This window comes from Marinospirillum alkaliphilum DSM 21637 (assembly GCF_900119735.1).
Taxonomy (GTDB): domain Bacteria; phylum Pseudomonadota; class Gammaproteobacteria; order Pseudomonadales; family Halomonadaceae; genus Marinospirillum; species Marinospirillum alkaliphilum.
Window position 1 is genome coordinate 1 of the sequence record NZ_FPJW01000010.1, and the last position, 14,878, is coordinate 14,878.

The 14,878-nt window shown below is 52.8% G+C and carries 10 protein-coding genes, 4 tRNA genes and 1 rRNA gene; all 15 read left to right on the forward strand.

Annotated elements, in window-relative coordinates:
• Positions 1-195 precede the first annotated feature (195 nt).
• The 15 genes from rrf (at position 196) to rpoC (ending at position 14,821) form a co-directional block, all read left to right on the forward strand.
• A 5S ribosomal RNA gene (gene rrf, locus BT114_RS12470) occupies positions 196-311 on the forward strand.
• A 299-nt stretch (positions 312-610) separates the two neighbouring features.
• Complete coding sequence (locus BT114_RS12475; protein ID WP_072326841.1) at positions 611-1,588, forward strand: biotin--[acetyl-CoA-carboxylase] ligase; 978 nt, start codon at positions 611-613, stop codon at positions 1,586-1,588.
• The gene (locus BT114_RS12480; RefSeq protein ID WP_072326842.1) at positions 1,578-2,366 is read left to right on the forward strand and encodes a type III pantothenate kinase; all 789 of its coding nucleotides are present in this window, start codon (positions 1,578-1,580) and stop codon (positions 2,364-2,366) included. The genes BT114_RS12475 and BT114_RS12480 overlap by 11 nt, the downstream gene beginning before the upstream one ends.
• A gap of 111 nt (positions 2,367-2,477) precedes the next feature.
• Positions 2,478-2,561: transfer RNA gene (locus tag BT114_RS12485), tRNA-Tyr, on the forward strand.
• A gap of 15 nt (positions 2,562-2,576) precedes the next feature.
• Positions 2,577-2,650, forward strand: a tRNA-Gly gene (locus BT114_RS12490).
• Positions 2,651-2,658: 8 nt separating this feature from the next.
• Positions 2,659-2,733 (forward strand) — tRNA-Thr (locus BT114_RS12495).
• Positions 2,734-2,796: 63 nt separating this feature from the next.
• Positions 2,797-2,872: transfer RNA gene (locus tag BT114_RS12500), tRNA-Trp, on the forward strand.
• Positions 2,873-2,935: 63 nt separating this feature from the next.
• The gene (gene secE / locus BT114_RS12505) at positions 2,936-3,304 is read left to right on the forward strand and encodes a preprotein translocase subunit SecE (RefSeq protein WP_072326843.1); all 369 of its coding nucleotides are present in this window, start codon (positions 2,936-2,938) and stop codon (positions 3,302-3,304) included.
• Between the two features lie 9 nt (positions 3,305-3,313).
• Positions 3,314-3,847, forward strand: a complete 534-nt coding sequence (nusG, locus tag BT114_RS12510; RefSeq protein ID WP_072326844.1) for a transcription termination/antitermination protein NusG — start codon at positions 3,314-3,316, stop codon at positions 3,845-3,847.
• An 87-nt stretch (positions 3,848-3,934) separates the two neighbouring features.
• Positions 3,935-4,366 carry a 50S ribosomal protein L11 gene (gene rplK, locus BT114_RS12515; RefSeq protein ID WP_072326845.1) on the forward strand — a complete coding sequence of 144 codons (432 nt, stop codon included), beginning with the start codon at positions 3,935-3,937 and terminating at the stop codon, positions 4,364-4,366.
• On the forward strand, positions 4,367-5,062 hold the full coding sequence (gene rplA / locus BT114_RS12520) for a 50S ribosomal protein L1 (RefSeq protein ID WP_072326846.1): 696 nt from the start codon (positions 4,367-4,369) through the stop codon (positions 5,060-5,062). It begins immediately after the preceding gene.
• A 209-nt stretch (positions 5,063-5,271) separates the two neighbouring features.
• A complete protein-coding gene (gene rplJ / locus BT114_RS12525; RefSeq protein WP_072326936.1) occupies positions 5,272-5,775 on the forward strand; it encodes a 50S ribosomal protein L10 in 504 nt (167 codons plus the stop codon).
• Between the two features lie 63 nt (positions 5,776-5,838).
• The gene (gene rplL / locus BT114_RS12530; protein ID WP_072326847.1) at positions 5,839-6,207 is read left to right on the forward strand and encodes a 50S ribosomal protein L7/L12; all 369 of its coding nucleotides are present in this window, start codon (positions 5,839-5,841) and stop codon (positions 6,205-6,207) included.
• A 205-nt stretch (positions 6,208-6,412) separates the two neighbouring features.
• On the forward strand, positions 6,413-10,492 hold the full coding sequence (rpoB, locus tag BT114_RS12535; RefSeq protein WP_072326848.1) for a DNA-directed RNA polymerase subunit beta: 4,080 nt from the start codon (positions 6,413-6,415) through the stop codon (positions 10,490-10,492).
• A 114-nt stretch (positions 10,493-10,606) separates the two neighbouring features.
• Entirely contained in the window at positions 10,607-14,821 is a 4,215-nt protein-coding gene (gene rpoC, locus BT114_RS12540) for a DNA-directed RNA polymerase subunit beta' (RefSeq protein ID WP_072326849.1), read from the forward strand.
• Positions 14,822-14,878 lie beyond the last annotated feature (57 nt).

Consider the following 14,878-nt stretch of genomic DNA (forward strand, 5'->3'; position numbering starts at 1 on the left):
GTGAACGAAACACCGGATACAGTGAGACTGATCCCGCTTTGACACAGCAAGCTTCAAGAAAAAGCAACAAGCAGCATTAACAAGCAAGCGTAAATTAAAAACTCGGTTCTTGCCCCTTTTAAGGATGTTGGCGTCGCTGTACAACAGCACAGGCATCACAAGTATCAAAAAACACGCCAACCTCCAACAGTTACGCCTGACGACCATAGCGTCCGGGAACCACCTGATCCCATGCCGAACTCAGAAGTGAAACCGATCAGCGCCGATGATAGTGTGGGGCCTCCCCATGTGAAAGTAGGTCATCGTCAGGCACCTATAAGATAATCCCCTTGGCTCAGTGAGCCAGGGGGATTTTTTTATGGCGTCTGAAAAAGACGACTTGAACATGCCATGTGACTGATCGGTCTGGAACCGATCAGAACGGCCGAAGGACGGCCCGCAGGGTGAGTGCCAGGGAGGGTGCGAATCAAGTAGGTCATCGTCAGGCGCCTTTTCAAAAAACCCCTTGAGCGAAAGCTTGAGGGGTTTTACTTTTGGGGTGGGATAAAAGGTTAATAAAGGTTACAAGGACCACCTGAAACGCTAGAATGACGCGCCTCAGGAGTTAAATATGAATTTATACCCCCTAATTAAAGCGCTCAGTGACGGCAAGTTTCACAGTGGAACAGAGCTAGGTGAACTATTGGGTGTCAGCAGGACCGCCATCTGGAAACAGGTGCAGCAGCTGTCTAGCTGGGGACTTAACTATTCGACAGAAAAAAATGCAGGGTATGCCCTGCAGCAGCCTCTTTCGTTGCTCGATCTGCAGCAAATTAACCAACTCCTAAAGAGACATGCAAGTCAGCTGCAGGCTGAGGTTGTTCCGCAGGTTGATTCGACTAATACAGAGTTATCGCGGCGCATTGCATCGGGGCAACTGGTGCATGGCACACTGTTACTTGCCGAAATGCAAACAGGGGGGCGTGGCCGCCGTGGCCGCAACTGGCAGAGTCCTCTGGGCAGCTCAATCAGTCTTTCGATTTGCTGGCAATTTGATGCTGGTGCCAATGCGTTGCAGGGTTTAAGTCTGGCAATTGGTGTTGCCGTGCGCAGGGTGCTGGCAAATTATGGTTTGGCTAACATCGGGTTGAAATGGCCTAATGATATTTATGCCCAAAATGCAAAGTTAGGTGGAATCCTGATTGAGGTGTTTGGTGATTTTGCTGGGCCATGCCAGCTGGTTATTGGACTGGGATTAAACTACCAACGTACTGATTTAATGAATGAGCTGGATCAGCCTGTCACCAGCCTTTCAGATTTAAATGCACAGCTGCCTTCAAGAAGTCAGTTATGTTCAGATTTGGCTTTTGCCATTGAACAGGTAGTCACAGTGTTTTCCGAGTCAGGTTTTAAACCTTTTAAAGCGGAGTGGAATGCAGCACACATCTGGCAAGGCCAAAAGGCTGTCATTATTGCAGTAAACGATGAAACCCCGGTGCGGCTTGGCGGGGTTAATGATCTGGGTGAACTTGAAGTTACCGATACTGATGGTTCCAGGCGCTTTATCAACGCAGGAGAAGTCAGTGTGAGGGTTAAACGTGATTCTTGATCTTGATATAGGAAACACCCTGACCAAGTGGCGTTTAAAGCACATTGCGGATGACAGGATTGTAGAGCGGGGTTCGATCTGGACACGGGATCGTTGGGAAGACTCTGAGAATATTCCTGATTTTCGGGACATCAAATTGATGCGTGTTTCCAATGTTGCTGGCAAAGAAGTTCTGGCTGAGGTTGAGCGGATAGCGCGACGTTATCATGTGCCATTACATGTTGCGCAGTCCACGGCACGATTCGGTGGTGTCACCAACGGTTATAAAGAGCCAGAGCGTCTGGGCGTTGATCGGTGGCTTGGGGTGTTGGCTGGCTATAAAGCACTTGGTGCGTGTTTTGTAGTGGACTGTGGTAGTGCGATCACCATGGATGCAGTTGAAGAAGGTGGTCGACATTTGGGTGGTTATATTGCACCTGGCATCAGGTTAATGAAAGAAAGCCTTAAGCTGGGTACCCGCAATGTACCTGTGGATCCTGATGAGTCACCTCAGGGGTTGATGACACCTGGAAGTACTACACATGAAGCAGTCAGTCACGGCATTTACCTTGCTGCAATAGGGCAGATCGATCTTGCATATGAGCGTATTTGTGAGCTTCTTCAGACTCGCTTGCCAGTGGTTTTGACAGGTGGTGACGCATTACTGGTTTCAGGTGGTCTTTCAGTTGAAACACAATGCTGGCCAGATATGGTCTATGCGGGGTTGGAGTTGATGTTTCCCGTGACTGACCGTGAACGGCGCGGCGAACTCTATGGAATGCCAAAAAAAGAAATATAAAAAAAGGACTTGCGGAACTTAAGAGGAGTTGGTAAAGTTGCGCCCGTTGTTGAGGCACATGAAAAAAACTTTGACAACGACGACAAGTTCACTATAATTTGTCGCCACGCTGGAGGGGTACCCGAGTGGTCAAAGGGAGCAGACTGTAAATCTGCCGCGCGAGCTTCGAAGGTTCGAATCCTTCCCCCTCCACCAGATTCTGCCGGGCATGCGGGCATAGTTTAATGGTAGAACCTCAGCCTTCCAAGCTGATGACGCGGGTTCGATTCCCGCTGCCCGCTCCAAGAGTTTGGCTCATGTAGCTCAGGGGTAGAGCACACCCTTGGTAAGGGTGAGGTCGACGGTTCAAATCCGTCCATGAGCTCCACGAATCATTCGGATTATCCGTTTGCTCGTGAAGCAGTGCAAAGCACTAGATGATTGCCAATATAGGCCAGTAGCTCAATTGGCAGAGCAGCGGTCTCCAAAACCGCAGGTTGGGGGTTCGATTCCCTCCTGGCCTGCCAATCTTCCCCAGGTTGGTTAATCTTTTTCCTGATTTCAGCTGCTGCAAGGAGTTAGTCTCTCTAATGAAAGCAAAAGCCGAGACTCATTCAGACAAGCTGGATGGTTTCAAGTGGGCGCTGGTTGTTGCGCTGATTGCAGCAGCAGTAACTGGTAACATGTATTATTCAGATGCTCCCCTCCTGTATCGGGTGGTTGGAGTTGTTCTGCTTTCTGTGGCTGCGGGCTTGGTGTTTCTGCAGACGGGGAAAGGTCAGCGTTTTTTGCTGCTGGCAAAAGAAGCAAGAACAGAAATTCGCAAGGTTGTATGGCCAACCCGCCCTGAAACCACTCAGACAACTTTGATTGTTCTGGCAGCGGTGGCTCTGGTGGCCTTCCTGCTCTGGCTCATTGATTCGTTTCTGAGCTGGGTTATCAGAAGCCTGATTTACTAGGAGCAAGACATGGCCAAGCGCTGGTATGTAGTTCATGCCTATTCAGGCTTTGAAAAGCAGGTAATGCGTTCGCTGCTTGAGCGTGTGAAGCTTAAGGGCATGGAAGAGCATTTTGGCCAGATCCTGGTCCCAACCGAAGAAGTGGTTGAGATGCGGGATGGCAAGAAGCGTAAGAGTGAGCGCAAGTTCTATCCTGGCTATGTTCTGGTCGAGATGGACATGAATGACGATAGCTGGCACCTGGTAAAAGAAACACCGAAGGTGCTGGGTTTTATTGGAGGTACGGCAGAAAAGCCGGCCCCAATCACCACCAAGGAAGCGGAAGCAATTCTTCAGCGTGTGCAGGATGGCAGTGATAAGCCGCGTCCTCGCACCATGTTTGAGCCGGGTGAAGTGGTTCGAGTGCTGGACGGTCCTTTTGCCGACTTTAATGGTGTGGTGGAAGAAGTTAATTACGAGAAGAGTCGCCTGCAGGTGTCGGTACTGATTTTTGGTCGTGCAACACCGGTAGAGCTTGAATTTGGTCAGGTAGAAAAAGACTGATTAGTCTGCCTGAGCTACTGAGGCCCTGCTATCAGGGCTTCTTTTGTCAACGGGGAGCCGAAAGGCGTTAAACCCACAGGAGTAAACATGGCTAAGAAAGTACAGTCCTATATCAAGCTGCAGGTTGCAGCCGGTAAGGCAAACCCGAGTCCGCCGGTTGGTCCCGCTCTGGGTCAGCACGGTGTGAACATCATGGAATTCTGTAAGGCATTCAACGCTGCTACTTCCGAGTTGGAAGTCGGTCTGCCGATTCCTGTTGTTATTACTGTTTACAGTGATCGTAGCTTCACTTTCATCACTAAAACCCCGCCAGCATCTGTACTGCTGAAAAAGGCGCTGGGTCTGCAGTCCGGTTCTGCTGAGCCGAACAAGAAGAAAGTAGGCAAGATTTCTCGTGAGCAGATCGAAGAAATTGCCAAAACCAAAGAGCCCGATCTGACTGCAGCTGATCTTGATGCTGCTGTTCGTACTATTGCCGGTACTGCCCGTAGTATGGGTATTGAAGTGGAGGGCGTATAAATGGCCAAGTTATCCAAGCGTCAGAAACTGATTGCCGAGAAAGTTGAAGCTGGCAAGGTTTACTCCATTGAGGAAGCTGTTGCACTGCTGGCCAGTCTGCCTGCTGCCAAGTTCAAGGAAACTGTAGAAGTTGCTGTGAACCTGGGTGTTGATCCACGTAAATCTGACCAGGTTGTTCGTGGTGCCACTGTGCTGCCAAACGGTACTGGCAAAAGCGTGCGTGTGGCTGTATTTGCCCAGGGTGCTGCTGCTGAAGCTGCCAAAGAAGCTGGTGCTGATCTGGTGGGTATGGATGATCTGGCTGAGCAGGTCAAAAAAGGCGAAATGAATTTTGATGTGGTCATTGCTGCGCCTGACGCGATGCGCGTTGTGGGCATGCTGGGCCAGATCCTGGGTCCACGTGGCCTGATGCCGAACCCGAAAGTGGGTACTGTGACTCCTGATGTTGCCACTGCTGTGAAAAACGCCAAGGCGGGTCAGGTTCGTTTCCGTACTGACAAGAACGGTATCATTCACGCTGGTGTTGGCAAGGTTGACTTCACTGCTGAAGCCATTCGTGGCAACGTTGAAGCCCTGCTGGTAGACCTGAAAAAACTGAAGCCGTCTTCTTCCAAAGGCGTCTACATGAAAAAGGTTACCCTGTCCAGTACCATGGGTCCTGGCCTGCTGATTGATATCAGCGGCCTGAACCTGTAACAAGACTTTGCGGCTGTCGGCATCTTGCATGCCGACAACCCGTCAAAGACCGCAGGTGCGGTTATTGATTTAACCGCTTAATGTCCTGCGCAGATGGATGACCGCCTGAATTGTCGGTCCAACCATCATACCGACTCTGGCAACTGCCAGAGGGTTGGAAACCGTGGAAAGCAGCCTGGCTGTTTTTCCGTAAACTGGAGCAAGATAAAGTGGCACTTAGTCTCAAAGACAAACAGGCCATTGTTGGCGAAGTCAACGATGCTGCCAAAGCTGCTCTGTCCGTAGTTCTCGCCGATTCCCGCGGTGTAACAGTAAGCGCCATGACTGGTCTGCGCAAGCAGGCTCGTGAAGCCGGTGTACAAATGCGCATTGTGCGTAACACCCTGGCTCGTCGTGCATTTGCTGATACAGCCTATGAGTGCCTCTCTGAGGAGCTCACTGGTCCGACTCTGATTGCTTTCTCCATGGAACACCCGGGCGCTGCTGCTCGTCTGTTCAAGGATTTTGCAAAGGGTCAGAAGGAATTCGAAGTCAAGGCGATGGCTTACGAGGGCGAACTGATTCCGGCTAAAGATATCGATCGTCTGGCAACACTGCCAACTTACGACGAAGCGATCGCCAAGCTGATGGCTACCATGAAGGAAGCCGCTGCTGGCAAGCTGGTACGTACCCTTGCAGCCCTGCGCGACCAGAAGCAGGCCGAAGCTGCCTGAGGGCAGTTTTGTATAACCTCATTCTGAGTCAACAAACTCACTTTTTACTCAGGTAAAGTTAAAATGGCACTTACTAAAGAAGATATCCTCAACGCGATTGCTGAAATGTCGGTAATGGAAGTTGTTGAGCTGGTTAGCGCAATGGAAGAGAAGTTCGGTGTTTCTGCTGCTGCTGCTGTTGTTGCCGGTCCGGCTGCTGCTGCTGAAGCTGCTGAAGAAAAAACCGAGTTTGATATTGTTCTGGCCGCCGCTGGTGACAAGAAAGTTAACGTCATCAAGGTTGTTCGTGAAATCACTGGCCTGGGCCTGAAAGAAGCCAAGGCGATGGTTGACGGCGCTCCAGCCACAGTCAAGGAAGGTGCTTCCAAGGCTGATGCTGATGCTGCCAAGGCCAAGCTTGAAGAAGCCGGCGCGACGGTGGAACTCAAGTAATTTGCATGGCAGCTTACGGCTGCTGCAGATGAATGGCTGGTGGTGCCAATGCACCGCCGGCCTTTTTCTGTTCAAGCCGGATGCATTGGATTGAAATGCCTGTTGCACGTTCAGAACGTGTGGGGGCACGGGGCACACCTCCCCCTGAAGGTGTAGTGACCACTACTTGCGGTCTGGTTTCTGGTGAACAAGCTGGGGAAAACTGATGGCTTACTCGTACACTGAGAAAAAACGCATCCGCAAGGATTTCAGCAAACTGCCACAGGTGATGGACGTTCCTTACCTGCTGGCCATTCAGCTGGATTCCTATCGCCAGTTCCTCCAAGAGGATCAAACAGGTGATGCGCGAACTGAAACAGGCTTGCATGCCGCCTTTCAGTCCGTGTTCCCGATCGAGAGCTACTCAGGCAATGCTGCCCTTGAGTATGTAAGCTACCGCCTCGGAACCCCGGCTTTTGATGTCAAGGAGTGTATTCTGCGTGGTGTGACCTACGCAGCACCCCTGCGCGTGAAAGTACGCCTGGTTATTTATGATAAAGATTCGCCCAACAAGGCAATCAAGGACATCAAAGAACAAGAAGTCTACATGGGCGAAATTCCGCTCATGACCAAAAATGGTACCTTCGTTATCAATGGTACCGAGCGAGTGATTGTTTCCCAGTTGCACCGTTCACCGGGTGTGTTTTTTGATCACGATCGTGGTAAAACCCACTCTTCAGGCAAGCTGCTTTATTCTGCTCGCATCATTCCTTATCGTGGTTCCTGGCTGGATTTTGAATTTGATCCCAAGGATCTGGTTTACGTACGTATTGACCGTCGCCGTAAACTGCCGGCCTCCATTCTGCTGCGAGCACTGGGTTACTCAGCCGAGCAGATCCTGGAAATGTTTTTCGACACCAGCAAGTTCCACATCGAGAAAGATGGTTTCTCTGTGGATCTGGTGCCTTCACGTCTGCGTGGTGAAACTTCTTCTTTCGAGATTCTCGACAAAGATGGCAATGTCCTGGTTGAGAAGGATCGTCGCATCACCCAGAAGCACATCCGCCTGCTGGAAAAAGCCGGTATTGAGCGCCTGGCCGTACCGATGGATTATCTGTATGGCAAGGTGCTGGCTCGTGACATCATTGATCCTGCCACGGGTGAACTGGTGGTGGAGTGCAATTCCGAAATCACTGATGAAGTGCTGAAAAAGCTGGGGCAGTGCAAGGTCACCACTTTTGAAACCCTCTACACCAATGATCTGGACTGTGGTCCGTTCATGTCGGATACCCTGCGTATCGATCCGACGCGCTCACAGCTTGAGTCGCTGGTAGAAATTTACCGCATGATGCGCCCTGGTGAGCCGCCAACCAAAGAAGCCGCGGAAAGCCTGTTCTCCAACCTGTTCTTCACCGAAGAGCGTTATGACTTGTCTGCTGTTGGACGGATGAAGTTCAACCGCCGCCTGCGCCGTGATGAAGATACCGGTGAAGGTGTACTGTCGCATGACGACATCATTGATGTCATGCGTGAACTGATCAGCATTCGTAACGGCAAGGGTGAAGTTGATGATATCGACCACCTGGGTAACCGCCGTATCCGTTGTGTCGGTGAAATGGCTGAGAACCAGTTCCGTGTTGGTCTGGTCCGTGTTGAGCGTGCTGTTAAAGAGCGTCTGTCGCTGGCAGAAAGTGAAGGTCTGATGCCTCAGGACCTGATCAATGCCAAACCGGTTGCTGCTGCAGTGAAAGAGTTCTTCGGTTCCAGCCAGCTGTCCCAGTTCATGGACCAGAACAACCCGCTGTCTGAAGTCACCCACAAGCGTCGTGTTTCTGCTTTGGGCCCAGGCGGTCTGACCCGTGAGCGTGCCGGCTTTGAAGTTCGTGACGTACACCCGACCCACTATGGCCGTGTTTGCCCGATTGAAACACCGGAAGGTCCGAACATCGGCCTGATCAACTCCCTGGCCACCTATGCTCGCACCAACTCCTACGGTTTCCTGGAAACGCCTTACCGTACCGTTGTGGATGGCAAGGTTACCGATGAAGTGACCTATCTGTCGGCCATTGAAGAAGGCCAGTATGTTATCGCTCAGGCTTCTGCCAAGCTGGATGCAGAGGGGCGCCTGATTGATGAGCTGGTGCAGGTGCGTCACAAGGGTGACACCACCTTTGTAACCCCTGAACAGGTCACCCTGATGGATGTGTCACCGCGTCAGGTCGTGTCTGTTGCTGCATCGCTGATCCCCTTCCTGGAGCACGATGACGCCAACCGCGCTCTGATGGGTTCTAACATGCAGCGTCAGGCGGTACCGACCCTGAAAGCGGACAAACCGCTGGTTGGTACTGGTATGGAGCGCTTTGTTGCCCGTGACTCCGGCGTATGTGCTGTTGCGTTGCGTGGCGGTGTGGTCGACTCTGTTGATGCATCCCGTATTGTAGTGCGCATCAATGAAGTTGAGCTGATCGGCGGTGAGGCCGGTATCGACATTTACAACCTGACCAAATACACCCGCTCCAACCAGAACACCTGTATCAACCAGCGTCCGATCGTCAAGCCGGGTGATGTGGTCAGTCAGGGTGATATCCTGGCTGATGGTCCTTCAGTCGACATGGGTGAGCTGGCTCTGGGTCAGAACATGCGTATTGCGTTCATGCCCTGGAACGGCTTTAACTTCGAAGACTCGATTCTGGTTTCCGAGCGCGTGGTGCAGGAAGATCGCTTCACCACCATCCACATTCAGGAACTGACCTGCGTGGCGCGTGATACCAAGCTGGGCTCTGAAGAGATTACTGCGGATATACCCAACGTTGGTGAGTCTGCCCTGTCCAAACTGGACGAATCCGGTATTGTTTACATCGGTGCTGAGGTTGGTCCGGGCGACATTCTGGTCGGTAAGGTGACACCCAAGGGTGAAACTCAACTGACACCAGAAGAAAAGCTGCTGCGTGCGATTTTCGGTGAAAAAGCTTCCGACGTGAAAGACACTTCACTGCGTGTCTCCACCGGTATGAAAGGCACCGTTATTGACGTGCAGATTTTCACCCGTGATGGTGTCGAGAAAGACAAGCGTGCATTGAGCATCGAACAGATGCAGCTGGATGAAGTGCGCAAGGATCTGAAAGAAGAGTACCGCATTGCTGAAGAAGCAACTTTTGCGCGTCTGCGTAACGCGCTGGTTGGCGAAGTGGTTAATGGTGGTCCGCAGCTGAGCAAGGGCGCAGCCATCACTGACGACTACCTGACAGAGCTGCCGACCGTGCAATGGTTCAAGCTGCGCATGCAGGATGAAGCGCTGAATGAACTGCTGGCTCAGGCTCAGCAGCAGCTGGAAGAGCGCAAGTCCATCATGGAAGAGAAGTTTGAGGACAAGAAGCGCAAGCTGCAGCAGGGTGATGATCTGGCGCCGGGTGTACTGAAGATTGTTAAAGTTTACGTGGCTGTTAAGCGTCGCATCCAGCCTGGTGACAAGATGGCCGGTCGTCATGGTAACAAGGGTGTTATTTCTGCCATCATGCCAGTGGAAGACATGCCTTATGACGAAAAGGGCATCCCGGTAGACATCGTTCTGAACCCGCTGGGTGTACCTTCACGTATGAACGTGGGTCAGGTACTGGAAACTCACCTGGGTCTGGCGGCCAAAGGGCTGGGCGAGCGTCTGGCAGAAATGCTGGAAGCTGAGCGCAGCACCCAGATTACCGAAATCCGCTCCTTCCTTGACCAGGTGTACAACCACACCGGTGGCAAACGCAAGGAGGAACTGGACAGCCTGACCGATCAGGAAGTGATCCAGTTAGCCTTCAACCTGAAGAAGGGTGTACCGATGGCAACACCCGTCTTTGATGGTGCCAAGGAGCAGGAAATCAAAGCCATGCTGGAGTTGGCAGGCCTGCCGCGTAGTGGTCAGATGGATCTGTACGATGGCCGTACCGGCGACAAGTTTGACCGTCCTGTGACTGTTGGCTACATGTACATGCTGAAGCTCAACCACCTGGTGGATGACAAGATGCATGCCCGTTCCACTGGCTCTTACAGCCTGGTTACCCAGCAGCCGCTGGGTGGTAAGGCTCAGTTCGGTGGTCAGCGTTTCGGTGAGATGGAGGTGTGGGCACTGGAAGCTTATGGTGCTGCCTACAGTCTGCAGGAAATGCTGACCGTTAAGTCGGACGACGTAAACGGCCGGACCAAGATGTACAAGAACATTGTTGACGGTAATCACCGCATGGAGCCGGGCATGCCCGAGTCATTCAACGTTCTGATCAAGGAAATACGTTCTCTGGCGATTGATATCGACCTGGAATACTGAGAAACGCTGCCAGCCATTGATTGAAGATGGCTGGCAGTCCCCGGTACTCCGGGGCTGGATGAGATTGCAAGGCGGGCCCTGGCCCGCTGTCCACTCCAACGGGAGCTGCGGCTGATGAAAGACCTGGTTAATGTATTGCGTACTCAGGGTCAACCTGAAGAATTTGAGTCCCTGAAAATTTCCCTGGCCTCGCCGGACATGATCCGTTCCTGGTCCTTTGGCGAAGTCAAGAAGCCGGAAACCATCAACTACCGGACCTTCAAGCCCGAGCGTGATGGTCTGTTCTGTGCCAAGATTTTCGGTCCTGTGAAGGACTATGAGTGCCTGTGTGGCAAATACAAGCGCATGAAACACCGCGGCATCATCTGCGAAAAGTGCGGCGTGGAAGTCACTCAGGCCAAGGTGCGCCGTGAGCGCATGGGCCACATCGAACTGGCTTCGCCGGTTGCCCACATCTGGTTCCTCAAGTCCCTGCCATCCCGCATTGGTCTGATGCTGGACATGACCCTGCGTGATATCGAGCGAGTGCTTTATTTTGAAAGCTTCGTGGTGATTGATCCGGGCATGACCACCTTGGAAAAAGGCCAGCTGCTGAATGATGAGCAGTACTTTGATGCACTGGAAGAATTTGGTGATGACTTTGATGCCCGCATGGGTGCTGAAGCCATCCAGGCACTGCTGCAGGATATCGATCTGATCGGTGAAATCGAGCAGATCCGTGAAGAAATCCCGCAGACTTCGTCTGAAACCAAGCTGAAAAAGATCACCAAGCGCCTGAAAATTCTTGAGGCATTCCGTGATTCAGCCAACCAGCCAGGCTGGATGGTGCTGGAAGTGCTGCCCGTACTGCCGCCGGATCTGCGCCCTCTGGTGCCGCTGGATGGTGGTCGTTTTGCGACTTCCGACCTGAACGATCTGTACCGTCGGGTGATCAATCGTAACAACCGTCTGAAGCGTCTGCTGGAACTTAATGCGCCTGATATCATTGTGCGCAACGAAAAGCGCATGTTGCAGGAAGCGGTTGATGCCCTGCTGGACAACGGTCGTCGTGGCCGCGCCATCACTGGCAGCAACAAGCGCCCGTTGAAGTCACTGGCTGACATGATCAAGGGTAAGCAGGGTCGTTTCCGTCAGAACCTGCTCGGTAAGCGTGTTGACTACTCCGGTCGTTCTGTGATCACCGTAGGTCCGACCCTGCGTCTGCACCAGTGCGGTCTGCCCAAGAAGATGGCGCTGGAGCTGTTCAAGCCGTTCATTTTTGCCAAGCTGGAAGCCCGCGGTCTGGCGACCACCATCAAGGCTGCCAAAAAGATGGTTGAGCGCGAACTGCCGGAAGTCTGGGATATCCTGGCTGAAGTGATTCGCCAGCACCCAGTGATGCTGAACCGTGCACCAACGCTGCACCGTCTGGGTATTCAGGCCTTTGAACCGGTACTGATTGAAGGTAAGGCCATTCAACTGCACCCGCTGGTTTGTGCGGCTTACAACGCCGACTTTGACGGTGACCAGATGGCTGTTCACGTACCGCTGACTCTGGAAGCCCAGCTGGAAGCGCGTGCCCTGATGCTGTCCACCAACAACGTACTGTCACCCTCCAACGGTGAGCCAATCATTGTTCCTTCCCAGGACGTGGTATTGGGTCTGTACTACATGACCCGTGAAAAGATCGGTGCTCGCGGTGAGGGCATGGTGCTGAGTGGTATTGATGAAGCTGAGCGTGCTTATGCCACTGCCACAGCCAGTCTGCATGCCCGTATTAAAGTGCGCATCACTGAAACGGTGAAGGAAATTGAAGGTGAGCCCTTCACCCGTACCTTCATGGCTGAAACCACCATTGGTCGCGCCCTGCTGTCGCGCATCATGCCGAAGGGTCTGCCCTTTGAGCTGGTCAACAAGGCACTGAACAAAAAAGCCATTTCCCGCTTGATCAACGAGGCGTACCGCCGCGTGGGTCTGAAGGATACGGTTATTTTTGCTGACCAACTGATGTACACCGGCTTCCGTTATGCCACCTGGTCCGGCTGTTCCATCGGCGTAAACGATTTTGTTATTCCAGAAGAGAAAGCAAAAATTGTTGCTGAAGCTGAAGCTGAAGTGAAACAGATCGAGCAGCAGTTTGCTTCCGGTCTGGTGACCCAGGGTGAAAAATACAACAAGGTTATCGATATCTGGTCCAAGGCCAACGATAAGGTAGCCAAGGCGATGATGGCGGGTATCTCCAAGGAAACCGCAGTGGACAGCAAGGGTGTCGAGCATGAGCAAGACTCCTTTAACAGCGTGTTCATCATGGCTGACTCGGGTGCGCGTGGTTCTGCTGCGCAGATTCGTCAGTTGGCGGGTATGCGTGGTCTGATGGCCAAGCCAGATGGCTCGATCATCGAAACCCCGATTGTGGCTAACTTCCGTGAAGGTCTGAACGTACTCCAGTACTTCATCTCCACACACGGTGCTCGTAAAGGTCTGGCGGATACCGCACTGAAAACGGCTAACTCCGGTTACCTGACGCGTCGTCTGGTGGACGTGGCTCAGGATCTGGTGGTCACTGAAGATGACTGTGGCACCGAAGAAGGTCTGGTGATGCATCCGGTCATTGAAGGTGGTGACATCATTGTGCCTCTGTCTCAGCGTGTACTGGGTCGTGTGGTTGCGCGTGATGTATTGAATGCTGAAACCGGTGAAGTGGTCATCAACAAGGGCACCCTGCTGGATGAAAAATGGTGTGACCGTCTGGATACACTGGGTGTGGATGAAATTGTGGTGCGTTCCACCATCACCTGTGATACCCGTTTTGGAGTTTGCTCCAAGTGTTACGGCCGCGATCTGGCGCGTGGTCACCAGGTCAACGTGGGTGAAGCAGTGGGTGTTATTGCTGCCCAGTCGATCGGTGAGCCGGGTACCCAGTTGACGATGCGTACCTTCCACATCGGTGGTGCTGCGTCTCGTGCCTCTGCCACTGACAGTGTACAGGTGAAGCACGGCGGCAAGGTGCGTTTCCATAACATCAAGTTTGTGACCCGTGAAGATGGCAAGCTGGTTGCTGTATCCCGCTCGGGCGCGCTGGCTGTTGCTGATGCCCAGGGTCGTGAACGCGAATACTACAAGCTGCCCTACGGTGCCGAAATCAGTGTTAATGATGGTCAGGCTGTTGAAGCCGGACAAGTGGTTGCCAAGTGGGATCCGCACACTCATCCAATTGTGGCTGAAGTGGCCGGTCGCGTGCAGTTTGCCGACATGGAAGACGGCATCACCATCAACCGCAACATTGATGATCTGACTGGTTTGTCCTCGATTGAAATCATTGAGACACAGCACCGTCCTGCTGCCGGTAAAGACAAGCGCCCGATGATGCTGTTGCTGGATGCCAAGGGCAAGGAAGTGACGCTACCAGGCAGTCAGACGCCGGTACAGTACATTCTGCCCGGCAAGGCAGTTGTTACCATCGAAGATGGTGCTGCTGTAGCTGTGGGTCAGATCATTGCCCGTATTCCGCAGGAAAGCAGTGGTAACCGCGATATCACCGGTGGTCTGCCACGCGTTGCTGACTTGTTTGAAGCGCGTCGTCCGAAAGAGCCTGCGATTCTGGCTGAGTGTGATGGCACTGTGTCACTGGGCAAGGAAACCAAAGGCAAGCAGCGCATCATCATCACCCCGAACGATGGTGGTGACCCGATTGAGCTGCTGATTCCGAAGTGGCGTAAGATCAACGTGTTTGAGGGTGAAACCGTTCAGCGTGGTGAAGTGATTTCTGACGGTCCAGCCAACCCGCACGACATTCTGCGCCTGCTGGGTGTCAGTGAGCTGGCCAAGTACATCACCACTGAAGTGCAGGACGTATACCGCCTGCAGGGTGTAGTGATCAACGACAAGCACATTGAAGTGATTGTGCGCCAGATGCTGCGTAAGGTTGAAATCATCGAAGCCGGTGACTCCTCCTTTATTTCCGGCGAGCAGGTTGAGTACTTCAAGGTGATTGAAGAAAATGCTGCGCTGCTGAAAGGCGACAAGTTCCCGGCTCGCTTTGAGCGCCTGCTGCTGGGTATCACCAAGGCCTCGTTGGCAACTGAGTCCTTCATCTCTGCGGCCTCCTTCCAGGAGACCACACGAGTGCTGACTGAAGCAGCGGTTAACGGTAAGCGTGATCACCTGCGTGGTTTGAAAGAAAACGTGGTGGTAGGTCGTTTGATTCCGGCTGGTACCGGTCTGACCTATCACGCACAGCGCAAGCGTCGTCGTGACGAGCAGCAGTTGGTGCTGAGCGGACCGAGCGCGAGTGAAGTAGAAGCAGCACTGACCAGCGAGCTTTCAGCACTGGATCAGGACGAAGAATAAGGCACGGGGTCGGTGCTGACGGGGTTGAAAACCCTGTCAGCACTTGACCTCTTGTGC

Excerpts from the sequence above, each read along its gene's own strand:
- rplK (WP_072326845.1), top strand. The coding sequence starts at position 3,935 with ATGGCTAAGAAAGTACAGTCCTATATCAAGCTGCAGGTTGCAGCCGGT.
- rpoC (WP_072326849.1), top strand. The coding sequence starts at position 10,607 with ATGAAAGACCTGGTTAATGTATTGCGTACTCAGGGTCAACCTGAAGAA.
- nusG (WP_072326844.1), top strand. The coding sequence starts at position 3,314 with ATGGCCAAGCGCTGGTATGTAGTTCATGCCTATTCAGGCTTTGAAAAG.
- rplL (WP_072326847.1), top strand. The coding sequence starts at position 5,839 with ATGGCACTTACTAAAGAAGATATCCTCAACGCGATTGCTGAAATGTCG.
- rpoB (WP_072326848.1), top strand. The coding sequence starts at position 6,413 with ATGGCTTACTCGTACACTGAGAAAAAACGCATCCGCAAGGATTTCAGC.
- BT114_RS12475 (WP_072326841.1), top strand. The coding sequence starts at position 611 with ATGAATTTATACCCCCTAATTAAAGCGCTCAGTGACGGCAAGTTTCAC.
- rplA (WP_072326846.1), top strand. The coding sequence starts at position 4,367 with ATGGCCAAGTTATCCAAGCGTCAGAAACTGATTGCCGAGAAAGTTGAA.
- secE (WP_072326843.1), top strand. The coding sequence starts at position 2,936 with ATGAAAGCAAAAGCCGAGACTCATTCAGACAAGCTGGATGGTTTCAAG.